The sequence below is a fragment of the Hansschlegelia plantiphila genome (genome assembly GCF_027922265.1).
GTDB classification, from domain to species: domain Bacteria; phylum Pseudomonadota; class Alphaproteobacteria; order Rhizobiales; family Methylopilaceae; genus Methylopila; species Methylopila plantiphila.
Genome location: NZ_BSFI01000007.1, coordinates 479962 through 493091 on the forward strand (window position 1 = coordinate 479962; position 13130 = coordinate 493091).

Below are 13130 nucleotides of genomic sequence, written 5' to 3' on the forward strand. Positions count from 1 at the left end.
AGGTTCGACCGCCGCCGGTCAGGCCGCGCCGCAGGCGGTCACCGAGTCGTAGCGGCGGCCAACATAGATCAGTCCCTCCGTCGGCTCGCCGCCGCCGATCTCCAGCACCTCGCAGAACAGGACGGCGTGGGTGCCGACGTCCACGACCTTGGAGATGCGGCAATCGAACGAGGCCAGCGCCCCTTCGAGCACCGGAGCCCCCGTGCAGCCCGTCGTCCAGGTCGCGGCGGCGAAGCGCTCGTCGGAGGGCGTGCGGCCGCCGAACATGTTCGAGAGCGGCTGGTGTTCCGGCGCCAGCGTGTTGACGCAGAGCGAGCCGTTCGCGCGAAAAGCCTCGCCGACCGAGCTGTCGCGCTTGACGCAGACCAGCAGCGTCGGCGGGGAATCCGTCACGCTGCAGACCGCGGTCGCGGTGAAGCCCGCCCGGCCGCCGGGGCCGTCGGTGGTGACGACGTTGACCGCGGCGGCGACGCTCGCCATCGCATCGCGATAGCGGTCTTTGGTGACCGTGGCGTCGGCCGCGTAGCACAATTCACTCATTGTCCAATGCCCGCTCAAGCGGGACCTCTGACTGTTCAGAAGTCCAGCAGATTGTCCCTCAGCCGCTCATGCGCATAGGAGGTGCGCGTCAGGCCCCGCTTCTGCAAGGCAGGCACCAGCCCATCGGCGACTTCGATGATGAAGCGCCGGCTGACCCGGAGCACCGGCGTCGTGATCAGGAAGCCGTCGCCGCCGACCTCCTCCATGATCTCGCCCATGCGCTCCGCGACGGTGTCAGGCGTCCCGACGAGCTCCACGGACGACACGAGGCCGCCGCCGCCGTCGACGACCAACTCGCGCAACGTCTTGCCGCTGCCCCACTGCTGGAACTTGTCGAGCGTGCCGGATTCGCCGTTGGTCACGAGCTTTTCGGGCAATGGCTTGTCGATGTCGAACTGCGCGAAGTCGATCTCCGTGATCGCGGACAGCGAGGCGAGCGTGTCCACGATGAAGTGCGGAGAATTCAACATGCGTTCATACTTGGCGCGCGCTTCCTCGTCAGTCTCGCCCAGCACCGGCGTCACGCAGAACATCACCTTGATCGTGTCTGGATCGCGGCCGAGCGCGGCGGCGCGGCTGCGGATGTCGTCGCGGAATTTCTTCATCTCCGCAACGCCGCTCGCGACCGAGATGATCGAGTCGGCGTGGGTCGCGGCGAAGTCGCGGCCCTTCGGCGACGCGCCCGCCTGCACATAGAGGGGCTTGCGCTGCGGCGAGGGCACCGTGTTGAGCGGTCCGCGGACCTTGTAGTATTTGCCCTCGAAGTCGATCGGCGTGACCTTGGTCTCGTCGGCGTAGATTCCCGCGTCCCGGTCGAGCACGACGGCGTCGGGCTCCCAGCTGTGAAACAGCTTGTCCATGACCTCCATATATTCGTCGGCCATCTCGTAACGCTGGTCGCGTGGCGGCAGCCGGTCCATGCCGAAGTTCTTCGCCATCAGGTCTTCGGCTGAGGTCACGATGTTCCAGCCGAAGCGGCCCTTGGTCAGGCTGTCGATCGTCGAGGACAGGCGCGCCATCATGAACGGCGGATAGGCCATCGTGGACATGGTCGCGATCACGCCGAGCCGCGAGGTGGCCATGCCCATGGCGACCGCAAGCGGCGCCGGGTCGTGCTTCGGCACCATCATGCCGTGGTTGAGCGAAGCCTTGGACGAGCCGCCATAGGTCTGCGGCACCATCAGCTTGTCCTCGATCATGATGTAGTCGAAGCAGGCGCGCTCGAGCGTCTTCGCCATCTCTACATAGAACTGCCCGTCCCACGGCCTGCCGCCCTGGCCGAAGGGCTCACGCCATTCGTCGGGCGTGAAATTCATGAACCAGGCGAGATGGAAACGCTTGTCGGCCATTGTCTCAGTCCCTTTCAGAAGCCGATGACGGGACGGCCGAAGCGGCTTCAGCCGCGCGCAGGCGCGCGGTCTCGAAGCGGCGGCTGTCCCGGACGATGCGCGGCTTGGCGCAGAAGTCGGACGTGATGGTCGCGCCGAAGCGCTCGGGCGCCTGGGAATCCTTGCGCGCCTTGTCGATCGCGATGACCCTCGTGCCGAGATGGAAGGCCTCCATCAGGTCGTGCGTCACCATGACGATGGTCATGGCGTGCTCCTCCCAGAGCTCGCGCACGAGGCTGTGCATGGCGCGCCGCGTGCCAGGGTCGAGAGCGCCGAACGGCTCGTCCAGCAACAGCACCTTCGGCTGGTTCATGAGCGCCTGGGCGATCGCCAGCCGCTGCTGCATGCCGCCGGAAAGCTGCTGCGGATATTTCTGCGCGTGCTCGGCGAGCCCCACGCGCGCCAGCAGCGCCATGGCGCGCTCGGCGAGCGCGCGCTTGGGCGCTCCGAACAGCCGGCCGAGCAACGGCGACGCGGCCCATTGCGGGCCGACCATGACGTTCGCCAGCACGGTCTTGTGCGGAAACACCGAATAGCGCTGGAACACTACGCCGCGGTCGGCCGTCGGCTCGCCTGCGATCGGCTCGCCGTCGAGCAGAATGCGACCGCGCGTCGGGCGCTCCTGCGCGAGCAAAAGACGGAGCAGCGTCGTCTTGCCGACGCCGCTTGGTCCGATGACGACCAGGAACTCGTGATTGTCGAGCGTGAAATCGACGTTCTCGAGCACGATCGAGGAGCCGTATTCCTTCCAGACGTGCTCGAAGCGGATCTCGGTCATCGCCTCATGCCTCCTTCAGGTGCTTCCACGGGAAAGCCCGCTGCGAAAGCTGTCGGAGGGCGAAGTCGAGCACGAAGGCGAGAATGGTGATCCAGGCGACGTAAGGCAGGATGACGTCCATCGCGAGGTAGCGGCGGACGAGGAAGATCCGGTAGCCCAGACCGCCTTCCGCGGTGATCGCTTCGGCTGCGATCACGTAGAGCCAGGCGGCGCCCAGCGAGAGCCGAACCGAGTCGATCAAGCGGGGCATGATCTGCGGAAGCACGACGCCGATGATCATCTGCCAGGTCGAGGCGCCGAGCGTCTGCGCCTTGATGATCTGCTCCCTGGGGATCGCCATCACCGTCAGAACGATGTCGCGCACCATCACCGGCGCGATTCCGAACACGATGAGAATGACCTTCGACGTCTCGCCGAGGCCGAAGGCGATGAACAGGATCGGCAGCACCGCAAGCGGCGGGATCAGCGAGAGCGTGGCGATCATCGGGTCGAGCGCCGACCGGACGTACGGGATGAAGCCGACGAGAACGCCGAGCGTCAGCGCGAGGAGCGCGGAGATCCCGACGCCGGCGCCGAGGCGCGCCAGGCTGAACCAGGTGTCGAACCAGAACAGCGGCTGGCCGACGGCCGGATCGGACCGGAAGACTACCCGCTGCATCGCCGCGACAAACGACGAGAAGGCGGGCATGATCTTGTCGCCGGGATTTGCGGCGAGCCGCGCGTCCGAGACAATGACGTAGGCGATGACCGCGATGGCGAAGGGCAGGGCTCCGAGGAGGAGCCTGCCGCCCGCGCTCGGAGCGTAGTTTACGATACGCCGCATGGGATCAGCCCGCCCCGATCGTCAGAGCTTGCCGTCCATGGCGAGCTTGGCGAACGTGGGGTCGACGCGGATCTTCACGGCTTTCGGCGATCCGAGCACCGACTTGTCGGCGAGCTCGATGCCGATCGCGTCGACGCTGTCGGCGCCCTGTCCATAAAGGCCCTGCTCGAAGCAGAAGGTCCGGACGTAATCCCAGATCTCTTTGGTCTTGGCGGCGGTCAGGAACTCGTAGGCCTCGGCGGGGGTCCAGAAGAAATGCGTGGTCGCCATCTGCGCTTCGGTTCCCGCGACGTCGGTGCCGAGACGGCCGGCCATCGCCTGCTTGATCTCGGCGGCGGTCGCGTCGTTCGCCTTCAGATGGCCGAGAGCCTCGTACCAGGCGCCCGTGAGGGCCTTGGCGAAGTCCGGGTTGTCCTTTAGCGTCGCGGTGTTTCCGACGAAGACGTCCATGATCTCGCCCGGAATTTTCGAGCTGTCGAAAATGATCTTCGAGCCGGGAGCGCCCTTGACCATGTCGGGGATCATCGGCTTCCACGACACCGCGTGCGCCATGTCCGGCTGGCTGATGAAGGCGGCGGAGATCTCGGCGTCGGAGATGTTCGTCGTCTTGACGGCGCCGACCCCCTTCATGCCGTTCAGGATGAGGGCCCGGTTCAGCAGGTAATGCGAGACGCTGTACTGGAGCAGGAAGATGTTCTGTCCTTCAAGCTCCTTCACCGAATTGGCCGTCTTCGATACGATCGCGTCGTTGCCGTTCGAGTAGTCGGTGATGAGGAAGATCGAGCTGTCGACGCCGCCGGCGGCCGGCATCGTCAACTGGTCCATGTCCGTCATGGCGAAGGCGTCTAGATCGCCCGCGATGAACTGGTTGATGCCGCCGACATAGTCGTTGATCTGCACGATCTGGACGTCGATGCCGTATTTGTCGGCCCACTTCTTCAGAACGCCGGAAGTCTTCAGCCACTGGAGGGGCTCGAAGCCGACATAGATGGAATAGCCCAACTTGAAGGTCTTCTTGCTTGCGGCCTCGGCTGGCTGGGCGAATGCGGCGATCAGCCCAAGACCGAGCGCTGCGGTGACAGCGGCTGCGCGAAAGAAACGGTGCATCGCATGCTCCTGATCGGCGCGCCCAGGGTCGACGGCGCTATTAAACAGGTGTTTAATATGACTCACAAGCGATGCCTTGTGCAGCGCAAAAACTAGGCGCCTTTCAATGGGCAAGACCGTTGATATTGCTGGGAAGGCGCCTGCTGGCGCGCCGCGCGCTGCGCAATCTGCGGCCATCCGAAAACCCAAAGCGAAGAAGGCGGCGCGGACCCGTTTGGACCCCGCAATCCGAGCCGAACAGATTCTCGACGAGGCGCTCAGGCTGTTCGCCGAGCGCCATTACAGCAACGTCACGATCCGCGACATCGCGCTCGCGAGCGCCGTCAATCCGGCGCTGATCTATTATTACTTTGAGAGCAAGGAGCATCTGTTCAGCCGGGCGCTCGGCCACGCGATCGATCAGCTCAACGCCGGCTACGAGACGCTGCGGGGGGGCGCAGGCGACGCCAGAGCGGAAATCATGGCGTGGCTTGACATCCACATCTCGATCGCGCCGACGCTGACGCGCATGACGAAGCTGATGGCGGACCACGCCGCGTCGAACGCCGGTGAGACCGCGGCGAGCGCTCTGATCGCCCGGTTCTACGAGCGAGAGCAGGCGCTGCTCGAGGACTGCATCGGCCGAGGGGTCGCGAGCGGCGTGTTCCGCGAAATCGACGTCAACAAGACCGCGCGCACCATCAGCCTGCAGCTCGACGGGATTTTCTACGCCTCCACCAGCCGCGGCGACGAACGTATCGCGGAGGACATCGGCGACCTGCGCTGGCTGGTCGGGGCGCTGCTCGACCCGCCGTCGCCTCAATAATGCGGGGGCGGGCGGTCGACGGGGCCCGGGCCGCTGACAGCGTCCTCCAGCCGCTCGAGAAGGTTCGCGACCTGCCGCTTCAGGGCGTCGATCGTCGTCCACTGCGCGGTGATCGTCTGGTTCAGCGCCTCGATGGTCTCGTCCTGATAGGCGAGACGCTCCTCGAGCGCGTCGACCCGCTCGGTCAGCCGATCGGCGTCGTCAGACATCGGCGTGCTCCGGCGTCTGTTCGACCAGGCCATGGCCAAGCGCGACGCGCTCGTCGAACACGAAGCACGAGCCGCGCCACAGGCTGTCGGCCGGATCGACCTCTTCGAGATATTTGAGGATGCCGCCCTTCAGCTGGCACACGTCGGAAAATCCGTTCGCGAGCAGGTGCGAGCTCGCCTTCTCGCAGCGGATGCCGCCGGTGCAGTAGAGCGCGACGGTCTTGGGCCTCGCGCCCGCGAGCGTCCCAGCGGCGAAGCCTTTGAAGTCGCCGAAGCGCTTGGTCCGCGGGTTCACGGCGCCGTCGAACGAACCCATCGCAACCTCGAACGCGTTGCGGACGTCGACGACGACGACATCGTCGCGCGCGATCAGCGCGTTCCATTCGCACGGCGCGACATAGGCCCCGGTCCGGACCGTCGGATCGGCCGCGGGATCGCCAAGCGTCACGATCTCGCGCTTCAGGCGCACCTTGAGGCGCTTGAAGGGCTGCGCCTCCGCGTTGGAGAGCTTCGGTTCAATGTCGGAGAGCCGGCCGTCGAACAGCGGCCCGAAGCGCAGCCCTTCCAGCAGCGCGTCGATCGCGGCGGACTCCCCCGCGACCGTGCCATTTATCCCCTCGGGGGCGAGCAGCAGCGTCCCCGTCACGCCGAGCTCCGCGCAGAGATCGCGCAGCGGCGCCTGTAACGCGCGGAAGTCGGGAAGCGCGACGAATTTATAGAGGGCGGCGACGGCGAGCGGCATTCGCGTCCTCTAGCAGCGCCGCCGGCGGGAGAACAGCCCGCGGGATCGGTCGGACTTGCGAGGACGGCGCCTTCGGCTCACGCATATCTCCCGGCGCGACAAAGATCTCGTAGAGGATGAGCGGTCCGGGATAGAAGGACCGGGACGACGCCCCTTCGACGCCTCGGCCGTCTTGGTCGGCGGCGCGGACAAACGTCCTTATATGCTGGACTGCCAATCAGGATCCGATCCGATGCCCGCCTATCGCTCCCGCACCACCACCCACGGCCGCAACATGGCCGGCGCGCGCGGCCTCTGGCGCGCGACCGGCATGAAGGACGGCGACTTCGGCAAGCCGATCATCGCGGTGGTGAACTCCTTCACGCAGTTCGTGCCGGGCCATGTCCACCTCAAGGATCTTGGCCAGCTGGTCGCGCGCGAGATCGAGAAGGCGGGCGGCGTCGCCAAGGAGTTCAACACCATCGCCGTCGACGACGGCATCGCGATGGGCCATGACGGCATGCTCTACAGCCTGCCGTCGCGCGAGCTGATCGCCGACAGCGTCGAATACATGGTCAACGCGCACTGCGCGGACGCCATGGTCTGCATCTCGAATTGCGACAAGATCACGCCCGGCATGCTGATGGCCGCCCTCCGGCTGAACATCCCGGCGGTGTTCGTCTCCGGCGGCCCGATGGAGGCGGGCAAGGTCGTCCTCAAGGGCAAGAAGGTTGCGCTCGACCTCGTCGACGCCATGGTCGCCGCCGCCGACGACCGCGTGTCGGAGGAGGACGTCGCCACCATCGAACGCTCGGCCTGCCCGACCTGCGGCTCGTGCTCGGGCATGTTCACGGCGAATTCGATGAACTGCCTCACCGAGGCGCTCGGCCTGTCGCTGCCCGGCAACGGCTCGACGCTCGCGACCCACGCCGACCGGGAACGCCTGTTCGTCGAGGCCGGGCATCTGATCGTCGACATCGCCAAGCGCTGGTACGAGAGCGACGACGCCAGCGTGCTGCCGCGCTCGGTCGCGAGCTTCAACGCCTTCGAGAACGCCATGAGCCTCGACATCGCGATGGGCGGCTCGACCAACACGGTCCTCCATCTGCTCGCCGCCGCCCACGAAGGCGAGGTCGATTTCACGATGGACGACATCGACCGCCTCTCGCGTCGCGTGCCGGTGCTCTGCAAAGTCGCGCCGGCGAAGTCCGACGTCCACATGGAGGATGTCCACCGGGCCGGCGGCGTGATGGGCATTCTGGGCGAGCTCGGACGGGGCGGCCTGCTGCACCTCGGCGAGCCGACCGTGCACAGCTCGACGCTTGGCGAAGCGCTGAAGCGCTGGGACGTCGCCGAGACCAAAAGCGAGGCGGTGCAGTCTTTCTACCGCGCGGCCCCCGGCGGCGTGCCGACCCAGGTCGCCTTCAGCCAGGACGAGCGCTGGGACGAGCTCGACCTTGACCGCGACTGCGGCGTCATCCGCGACGTCGAGCACGCCTTCTCGAAGGACGGCGGCCTCGCGGTGCTGAAAGGCGACCTCGCGCTCGATGGGTGCATCGTGAAAACGGCGGGCGTTGACGACGCGATCCTTAAGTTCTCAGGGCCTGCGAAGGTGTTCGAAAGCCAGGACGACGCGGTTTCGGCGATCCTGACCGGCAAGATCGTGGAGGGCGACGTCGTCGTCATCCGCTATGAGGGCCCGCGCGGCGGACCGGGCATGCAGGAGATGCTCTATCCCACGAGTTACCTCAAATCGAAGGGGCTCGGGAAAGCCTGCGCGCTGGTGACCGATGGCCGTTTCTCCGGCGGATCATCGGGGCTTTCGATCGGCCACGTCTCGCCGGAGGCCGCGGAAGGCGGGCTGATCGCGCTGGTGCAGGATGGCGACGCCATCGAGATCGACATCCCGAACCGCTCGATCCGTCTTGCCGTCGCGCCCGAGGTGGTTGAGGCCCGGCGATCCGCGGAGATCGCGAAGGGCGCCGAAGCTTGGAGGGCTAAGGGGCGGAAGCGCAAGGTGTCTTCGGCCTTGCGGGCCTATGCGGCATTCACGACGAGCGCCGCCCGCGGCGCCGTGCGCGACGTCGACCAGATAAGATAGCGGTCGCCGGTCTTCGGTCGACAGAGGCGAAGCGCCGCCGCGATCTGGGCGGCGGCGCATCGTGGCTGTTGAGGGTAGGGCGGGTGCCAGCCGGCGGCTGCGAGGCTCTCAGGGGCAGAACCAGAGGGGGCCGACCTGGACGCAGCCGCGCGTCCGCCAGTCTCCGGGCCGGGCGCCGTAGCGCCGCCAGCCGGACGGTGCCGAACGATAGCGGCCGCCAGGCGTAAACCGCTGATTTCGGCCGTTTCGGTTTTTCATCGCCGGCCCATGGCGCATCTCCCGATGCGGAGCCGCTTTCTTTTCATGCCGAAGCTGCACCAGTTCGATGGATCCAGCAGTCGGTGAGAAGAAGTCGGCGGACGACGTGGCGGGCGAAGCCAACGCGGCGGAGGCCGGGAGAAGTGCAGCAAGCGTCGCGGGGATCAAAAATTTCAGCAAGGACAATCTCCTGATTGGAACCTCCTTACACGCGGAGAACCGTTCGACCCCGCGGTCCCTCCCGCACCTGCTATCGATGGGCCCGCGTGGCGCCGGAGCGCTGTAGATTCTTCCGTCCGGTTTAGGTGGCTCATCACGCTTGACTGCGGAGCGGCCGATGTCTCGCCTTGACAGCGCGATCTCGCACTGCAGTATGCACATATAAAGCTGCCGTTATATGTTCATCGGGCGTCGCCGCCTGCGCCGGACGACCAGTCTTTGCAGGCTGGTCAGGAAAGGGCCGATCGAATGGTGACTTTGTCCAATGGTATCTGACGACTATGCCGATTTTACGCGCCTTCGCGAGCTCAGATGCTGAGGGCCGGATGTAATGCTTGGTGGCCAATTGCTCACCATTGAATTCTGTTTGTCGCGCAGTTCGGCCCCGGCGGATGACGACGATATCCGCTGGATTTGACAGATCATTGCGCGATGCAATATATACTTTGAATCTGAGCATTAAAACTACGGACGATCACGCAATATTCGAGGGTTAACATGACAGACGTCGCAGTGATGGACGATGAGGCAGCTCGGACGAAGGCCTATTGGGACAAGTTCTACGCCCAGACTTGGTACTCCGACTCTTCGACGTTCTGCCGTTATGTCGCCGAGTCCGCTTTCTTTCGCGACGTGGTCGTCGACCTCGGGTGCGGCAATGGACGCGACTCCTTCGGCTTCGCGAAACGCGCCAGCAAAGTGGTCGCGGTCGACCAATCCGCAGTGGCTGTCGAGAACGGCAACAGAAAGGCGGCGGAGGCGAGCCTGCCCGGTTTGTCTTTCGCGCAGTGCGAGCTTCAGGATGGGGAGAAGCTCAGCGCCATCTTCGAGGGGCTGAAAGGGTTGTCGCCCCAGGGCGTGTTGTTCTATTGCCGCTTCGTCCTGCACGCGATCGATGAGCCCACCCAGGATATCCTGCTGTCCACTGTCGCGGCCGCCATGGGCCCCGGCGACGTCTTCGCGGCGGAGTTTCGCACGAGCAAGGACGCCAACAAGAACCACGTGCACGGCGATCATTATCGGCGGTACCAGGACGCTCCGGCGCTCGCCAAGCAGTTGTCGAGCCGATGGGGCCTTACGGTCCGCGTCTATCAGGAAGGCAACGGCTTCTCGCCCTATAATGAGGAGGATCCGGAGCTCTGCCGTCTGATTGCGCTGAGAAGCTAGGCTCACCATCCTGCAGCGGGGTTTCCGGTGCGTCCGAGGCGGGCTCGATTTTCTTGGATCGATCCCGTCTCGTCGGCGGCTAGCCCGGGTCGACACGGCGACCCAGGCCGGCGCGGGCTCGGCGGCGCTGTCTGCGTATGGCGGGGCGCTGCTCCATCGGTCGAGCGCGGTGGTCAGAGGCGGCTCGCGAAGTCGGGCGCTGCGATCTCCACCCGCGATCCGCTTCCGGCGCACCGCCGGCAGGCTGCGTCCAGGTATGCGTATGGCGGATTGCGCAAATAAACTCCCGCGCGGCAATTCATGTGGCCGGGCAATACCCGCAAGATCCCGGCGACGCAGACAGCATTGACGCGAGCCGCCGAGCATTTTTATCGCCGATGGCTTCTGAGCGAACGAGGGAGTCATGAAATGGAAAACGTCGCCGCGCAGCTCCGGATTGAAAGTCTGGATAAGTCGACATTATCCGGCTCGGTGAGCGCTACGGATAATGCGCCGGTCCGGGTTGAATTGACGCTTGACGGGCTTCGCGTTGCGTCGACCTGGGCGACACGCGCCGTCCCGGACATGGGTGTCCACCTCTTTCGGTTTAACCTTCGAGATATCTGGAAGTATTGCTCTTCGTCACGGCAGCTCGGCGTTCGGGCGGCGGGGGAGCAGCCCGTCCCGCATGAAGATCATATCGAAGAGCTTCGTGGGCTACCTTTATTTCCAGCCGAGAAGCTTCAGGCTCTTCTCGAAGACGGATTTATTTTCAATCAGTTTGGCCGTCTGCAGCTTTCGAAATTAAAAGATGTGCAATGGCGGACAGGCATCCTCGACCTGTACGCGCGTCTCGCGGACTTTCTTGAAGAAAGGTACGCGATCAAGCTCATCGTCTGTTACGGCACGATGTTGGGCGCCGTTCGCGGCGGCGATTTCATTGGCCACGATCATGATTTCGACGCGGCGTACATCTCGAATTCGCAGGATCCAGTTTCCTGTAGAACGGAGCTGATGCGGATAGCGCGGGATTTGATTGCCGAAGGATTCAAGGTCACAGCGCGCAGAACATGCATCTGGGTCTACGACCCGACCAATACGTCGTTGAAGATCGACATCTTCCATTTGTTTTTTGACGAGGAGGGAGTGCTTCAGTTCCCATTCGGCGTCGCGGGGCCAAGGCCGTTCACCCTCTCTGATTTCAAAGGCTACGACGAAGCCATTCTCAACGACCGGGCGGTCAATATTGTGGACGACCCCAGGCTGTTCGTTGAACGGATATATGGCCCAAGTTGGGGAACGCCGAATCCCGGCTTTAACTGGGATAAAGACCGTCTGAGCGATAACAAGGATGCATGGCTCGTTTTGTCCGAAAGGGCGGAGATCTATTGGGATGCGTATTATGGTCTAAAAGATCCGACGCCGCCCTCCGACTTCGCCCACATGGTGATCAAGCTTCCGGACATTCCGGACCGTATCGTCGACATCTGCTGCGGCCACGGCGCCGATATGCTGATGTTCGCGGAGGTCGGAAAGAGCGTTGTGGGATACGACGGGTCGATCAACGCCGTTAAAGCTGTCAAACGTGGGGTTAGTTCCTATTCGGGACGCCTGGATGCTGAGGTCCACCACGGCACAATTGATGGTACGGACGGATTTCGGCGTTTGCTGGCGGACACGGCACGCCGCGGCGATGAGCCCATTATGTTCTATCTTCGGTTCGTTCTGCACGCGCTTTCGGACAGAGGCGAGAGGGCGCTAATGAGCGCAATACGGGAGGTCAGCAGGCCTGGCGACGTCATCGCTTTCGAATTCCGAACGACGAAAGACGAAGAAAGAAAGAAGAACAACAACAAGGCGCCATTCCGCCGGTATATTGATGTAGACGCTTTTCTGGGTCGCCTCCATAAGTCCTACAAGTTTCGTCCGCAGGTGGTCCAAGAGGGCAATGGGTTTGCGCGGTTCGGACGAGAAGATGCGCATGTCGCGCGGGTCATCGGGAAACGACGCTAAGGTGCGGGTTTAGGGACGTGAACCGCCCGGGGTTGATCTCCGATCGCCAGCGTCCGACGGAGGCCAAGCGGGTCAGGATATTGAGCCATAAGCGGGAGAGGACTTTCCTGCCCCCACACCTGACCACGATGTGGCTTGCACCACGACGGTTCGTCCGACCCTCGGTCGGCCGCCGCCCTTCGTTAGCTGGTGAGCAGCACGGCTCGGCTTGCTTTCCAGTCGTGCCGCCAATTCTTTTGCGGCACCGGCCATGACGGTCCATAGACCTGTTCAAGATAACGGATGGTCTCCCGCGGGAAGGGGCAGTCAACCCCGCAGAACGGTTCGAGGGACGCAGGAAAGATGCTCGCCAATTCGATTGCGTCTATCGGCCCAGGTCTCCAGTTCCCGTAAGGGCCGCTCTCAAGACCAATGAATACGTCGATAATCTCGCCACCGTCTGACACATGCAGATGTGTCCTCAGACGCTTAACAGTATAACCCTTTTCCTGGAGAAGGCTGGATACAACGCGTATTCCGTCTGGGAAATTCGTAACTCCGGGAACTGCGACTATGATATCGACATCGTCATCATGAGCGATCAAATTCTTCTCGCGGACATGACCTAATACCGCGCCGAATCCGAAGCATACATTTGGCGTGAGGGTACGGAGATCCTCCACCAGCCTGTTGCACGTTGTTAAATAGCGGGCGACTTCCTCCGGACTCCAGAAGCGGAAGGTGCGGGTGATGCCATGCTGGTTCCACTCCAGCTCGTGTTCAAACAGAGCTTCAGGTCCGATGGCGTCCGCCAGTCTCTGATAGTCAAGGTCGTGAAGCCATCTCTTGTTGGCCTGCATCAGCGAAAGAGCGTCGTCAATTCGGCCGAGAGAAGCGAGAGACATGGTCTCGTAAGCGACCGTCAGCCGCTTCACGACCTTAGTGAGGGACCACAATTCCTTGGCCTGCGCCGCAAGTTGCTGCTGAAGGTCGTCTTGCGTCATCCCGGGCCCAAATCCACGCTTGAATGAAGATTTCGGCCG

13 protein-coding genes are annotated in these 13130 nt (G+C 63.7%); 4 read left to right on the forward strand and 9 right to left on the reverse strand.

Annotated features, from left to right (window positions below):
• Positions 1 to 18: 18 nt before the first annotated feature.
• The 5 genes from PKE75_RS08670 to PKE75_RS08690 are packed head-to-tail and all read right to left on the reverse strand — an operon-like array spanning position 19 to position 4636.
• The gene (locus PKE75_RS08670; RefSeq protein ID WP_271168309.1) at positions 19 to 540 is read right to left on the reverse strand and encodes a flavin reductase; all 522 of its coding nucleotides are present in this window, start codon (positions 538 to 540) and stop codon (positions 19 to 21) included.
• A gap of 35 nt (positions 541 to 575) precedes the next feature.
• Entirely contained in the window at positions 576 to 1889 is a 1314-nt protein-coding gene (locus tag PKE75_RS08675; RefSeq protein ID WP_271168310.1) for an NtaA/DmoA family FMN-dependent monooxygenase, read from the reverse strand.
• A 4-nt stretch (positions 1890 to 1893) separates the two neighbouring features.
• A complete protein-coding gene (locus PKE75_RS08680; RefSeq protein ID WP_271168311.1) occupies positions 1894 to 2706 on the reverse strand; it encodes an ABC transporter ATP-binding protein in 813 nt (270 codons plus the stop codon).
• A 4-nt stretch (positions 2707 to 2710) separates the two neighbouring features.
• Positions 2711 to 3529, reverse strand: a complete 819-nt coding sequence (locus PKE75_RS08685) for an ABC transporter permease (protein WP_271168312.1) — start codon at positions 3527 to 3529, stop codon at positions 2711 to 2713.
• Positions 3530 to 3550: 21 nt separating this feature from the next.
• Positions 3551 to 4636 carry a putative urea ABC transporter substrate-binding protein gene (locus tag PKE75_RS08690; RefSeq protein WP_271168313.1) on the reverse strand — a complete coding sequence of 362 codons (1086 nt, stop codon included), beginning with the start codon at positions 4634 to 4636 and terminating at the stop codon, positions 3551 to 3553.
• 214 nt (positions 4637 to 4850) lie between these two features.
• Between PKE75_RS08690 and PKE75_RS08695 the strand changes: the two genes are divergently transcribed.
• A complete protein-coding gene (locus tag PKE75_RS08695) occupies positions 4851 to 5441 on the forward strand; it encodes a TetR/AcrR family transcriptional regulator (RefSeq protein WP_271168314.1) in 591 nt (196 codons plus the stop codon).
• Here the strand turns inward: PKE75_RS08695 and PKE75_RS08700 are convergent.
• Both PKE75_RS08700 and trhO read right to left on the reverse strand, forming a co-directional pair.
• Positions 5435 to 5650: a SlyX family protein gene (locus PKE75_RS08700; protein ID WP_271168315.1), complete on the reverse strand. Its 216-nt coding sequence runs from the start codon at positions 5648 to 5650 to the stop codon at positions 5435 to 5437. The genes PKE75_RS08695 and PKE75_RS08700 overlap by 7 nt on opposite strands.
• The gene (gene trhO / locus PKE75_RS08705; protein ID WP_271168316.1) at positions 5643 to 6392 is read right to left on the reverse strand and encodes an oxygen-dependent tRNA uridine(34) hydroxylase TrhO; all 750 of its coding nucleotides are present in this window, start codon (positions 6390 to 6392) and stop codon (positions 5643 to 5645) included. The genes PKE75_RS08700 and trhO overlap by 8 nt, the downstream gene beginning before the upstream one ends.
• Before the next feature lie 232 nt (positions 6393 to 6624).
• Here trhO and ilvD point away from each other — a divergent pair, with 232 nt between their 5' ends.
• Positions 6625 to 8472 carry a dihydroxy-acid dehydratase gene (gene ilvD / locus PKE75_RS08710; protein ID WP_271168317.1) on the forward strand — a complete coding sequence of 616 codons (1848 nt, stop codon included), beginning with the start codon at positions 6625 to 6627 and terminating at the stop codon, positions 8470 to 8472.
• A 108-nt stretch (positions 8473 to 8580) separates the two neighbouring features.
• Here the strand turns inward: ilvD and PKE75_RS08715 are convergent, their stop codons facing one another.
• Positions 8581 to 8910 (reverse strand): hypothetical protein, encoded by a 330-nt coding sequence (locus PKE75_RS08715; protein WP_271168318.1) that lies wholly within the window; start codon positions 8908 to 8910, stop codon positions 8581 to 8583.
• Between the two features lie 537 nt (positions 8911 to 9447).
• Between PKE75_RS08715 and PKE75_RS08720 the strand changes: the two genes are divergently transcribed.
• Positions 9448 to 10116: a class I SAM-dependent methyltransferase gene (locus PKE75_RS08720; RefSeq protein WP_271168319.1), complete on the forward strand. Its 669-nt coding sequence runs from the start codon at positions 9448 to 9450 to the stop codon at positions 10114 to 10116.
• A 408-nt stretch (positions 10117 to 10524) separates the two neighbouring features.
• Entirely contained in the window at positions 10525 to 12108 is a 1584-nt protein-coding gene (locus PKE75_RS08725; protein ID WP_271168320.1) for a LicD family protein, read from the forward strand.
• A gap of 182 nt (positions 12109 to 12290) precedes the next feature.
• Here the strand turns inward: PKE75_RS08725 and PKE75_RS08730 are convergent, their stop codons facing one another.
• Positions 12291 to 13091: a LicD family protein gene (locus PKE75_RS08730; RefSeq protein WP_271168321.1), complete on the reverse strand. Its 801-nt coding sequence runs from the start codon at positions 13089 to 13091 to the stop codon at positions 12291 to 12293.
• Between the last annotated feature and the right edge of the window lie 39 nt (positions 13092 to 13130).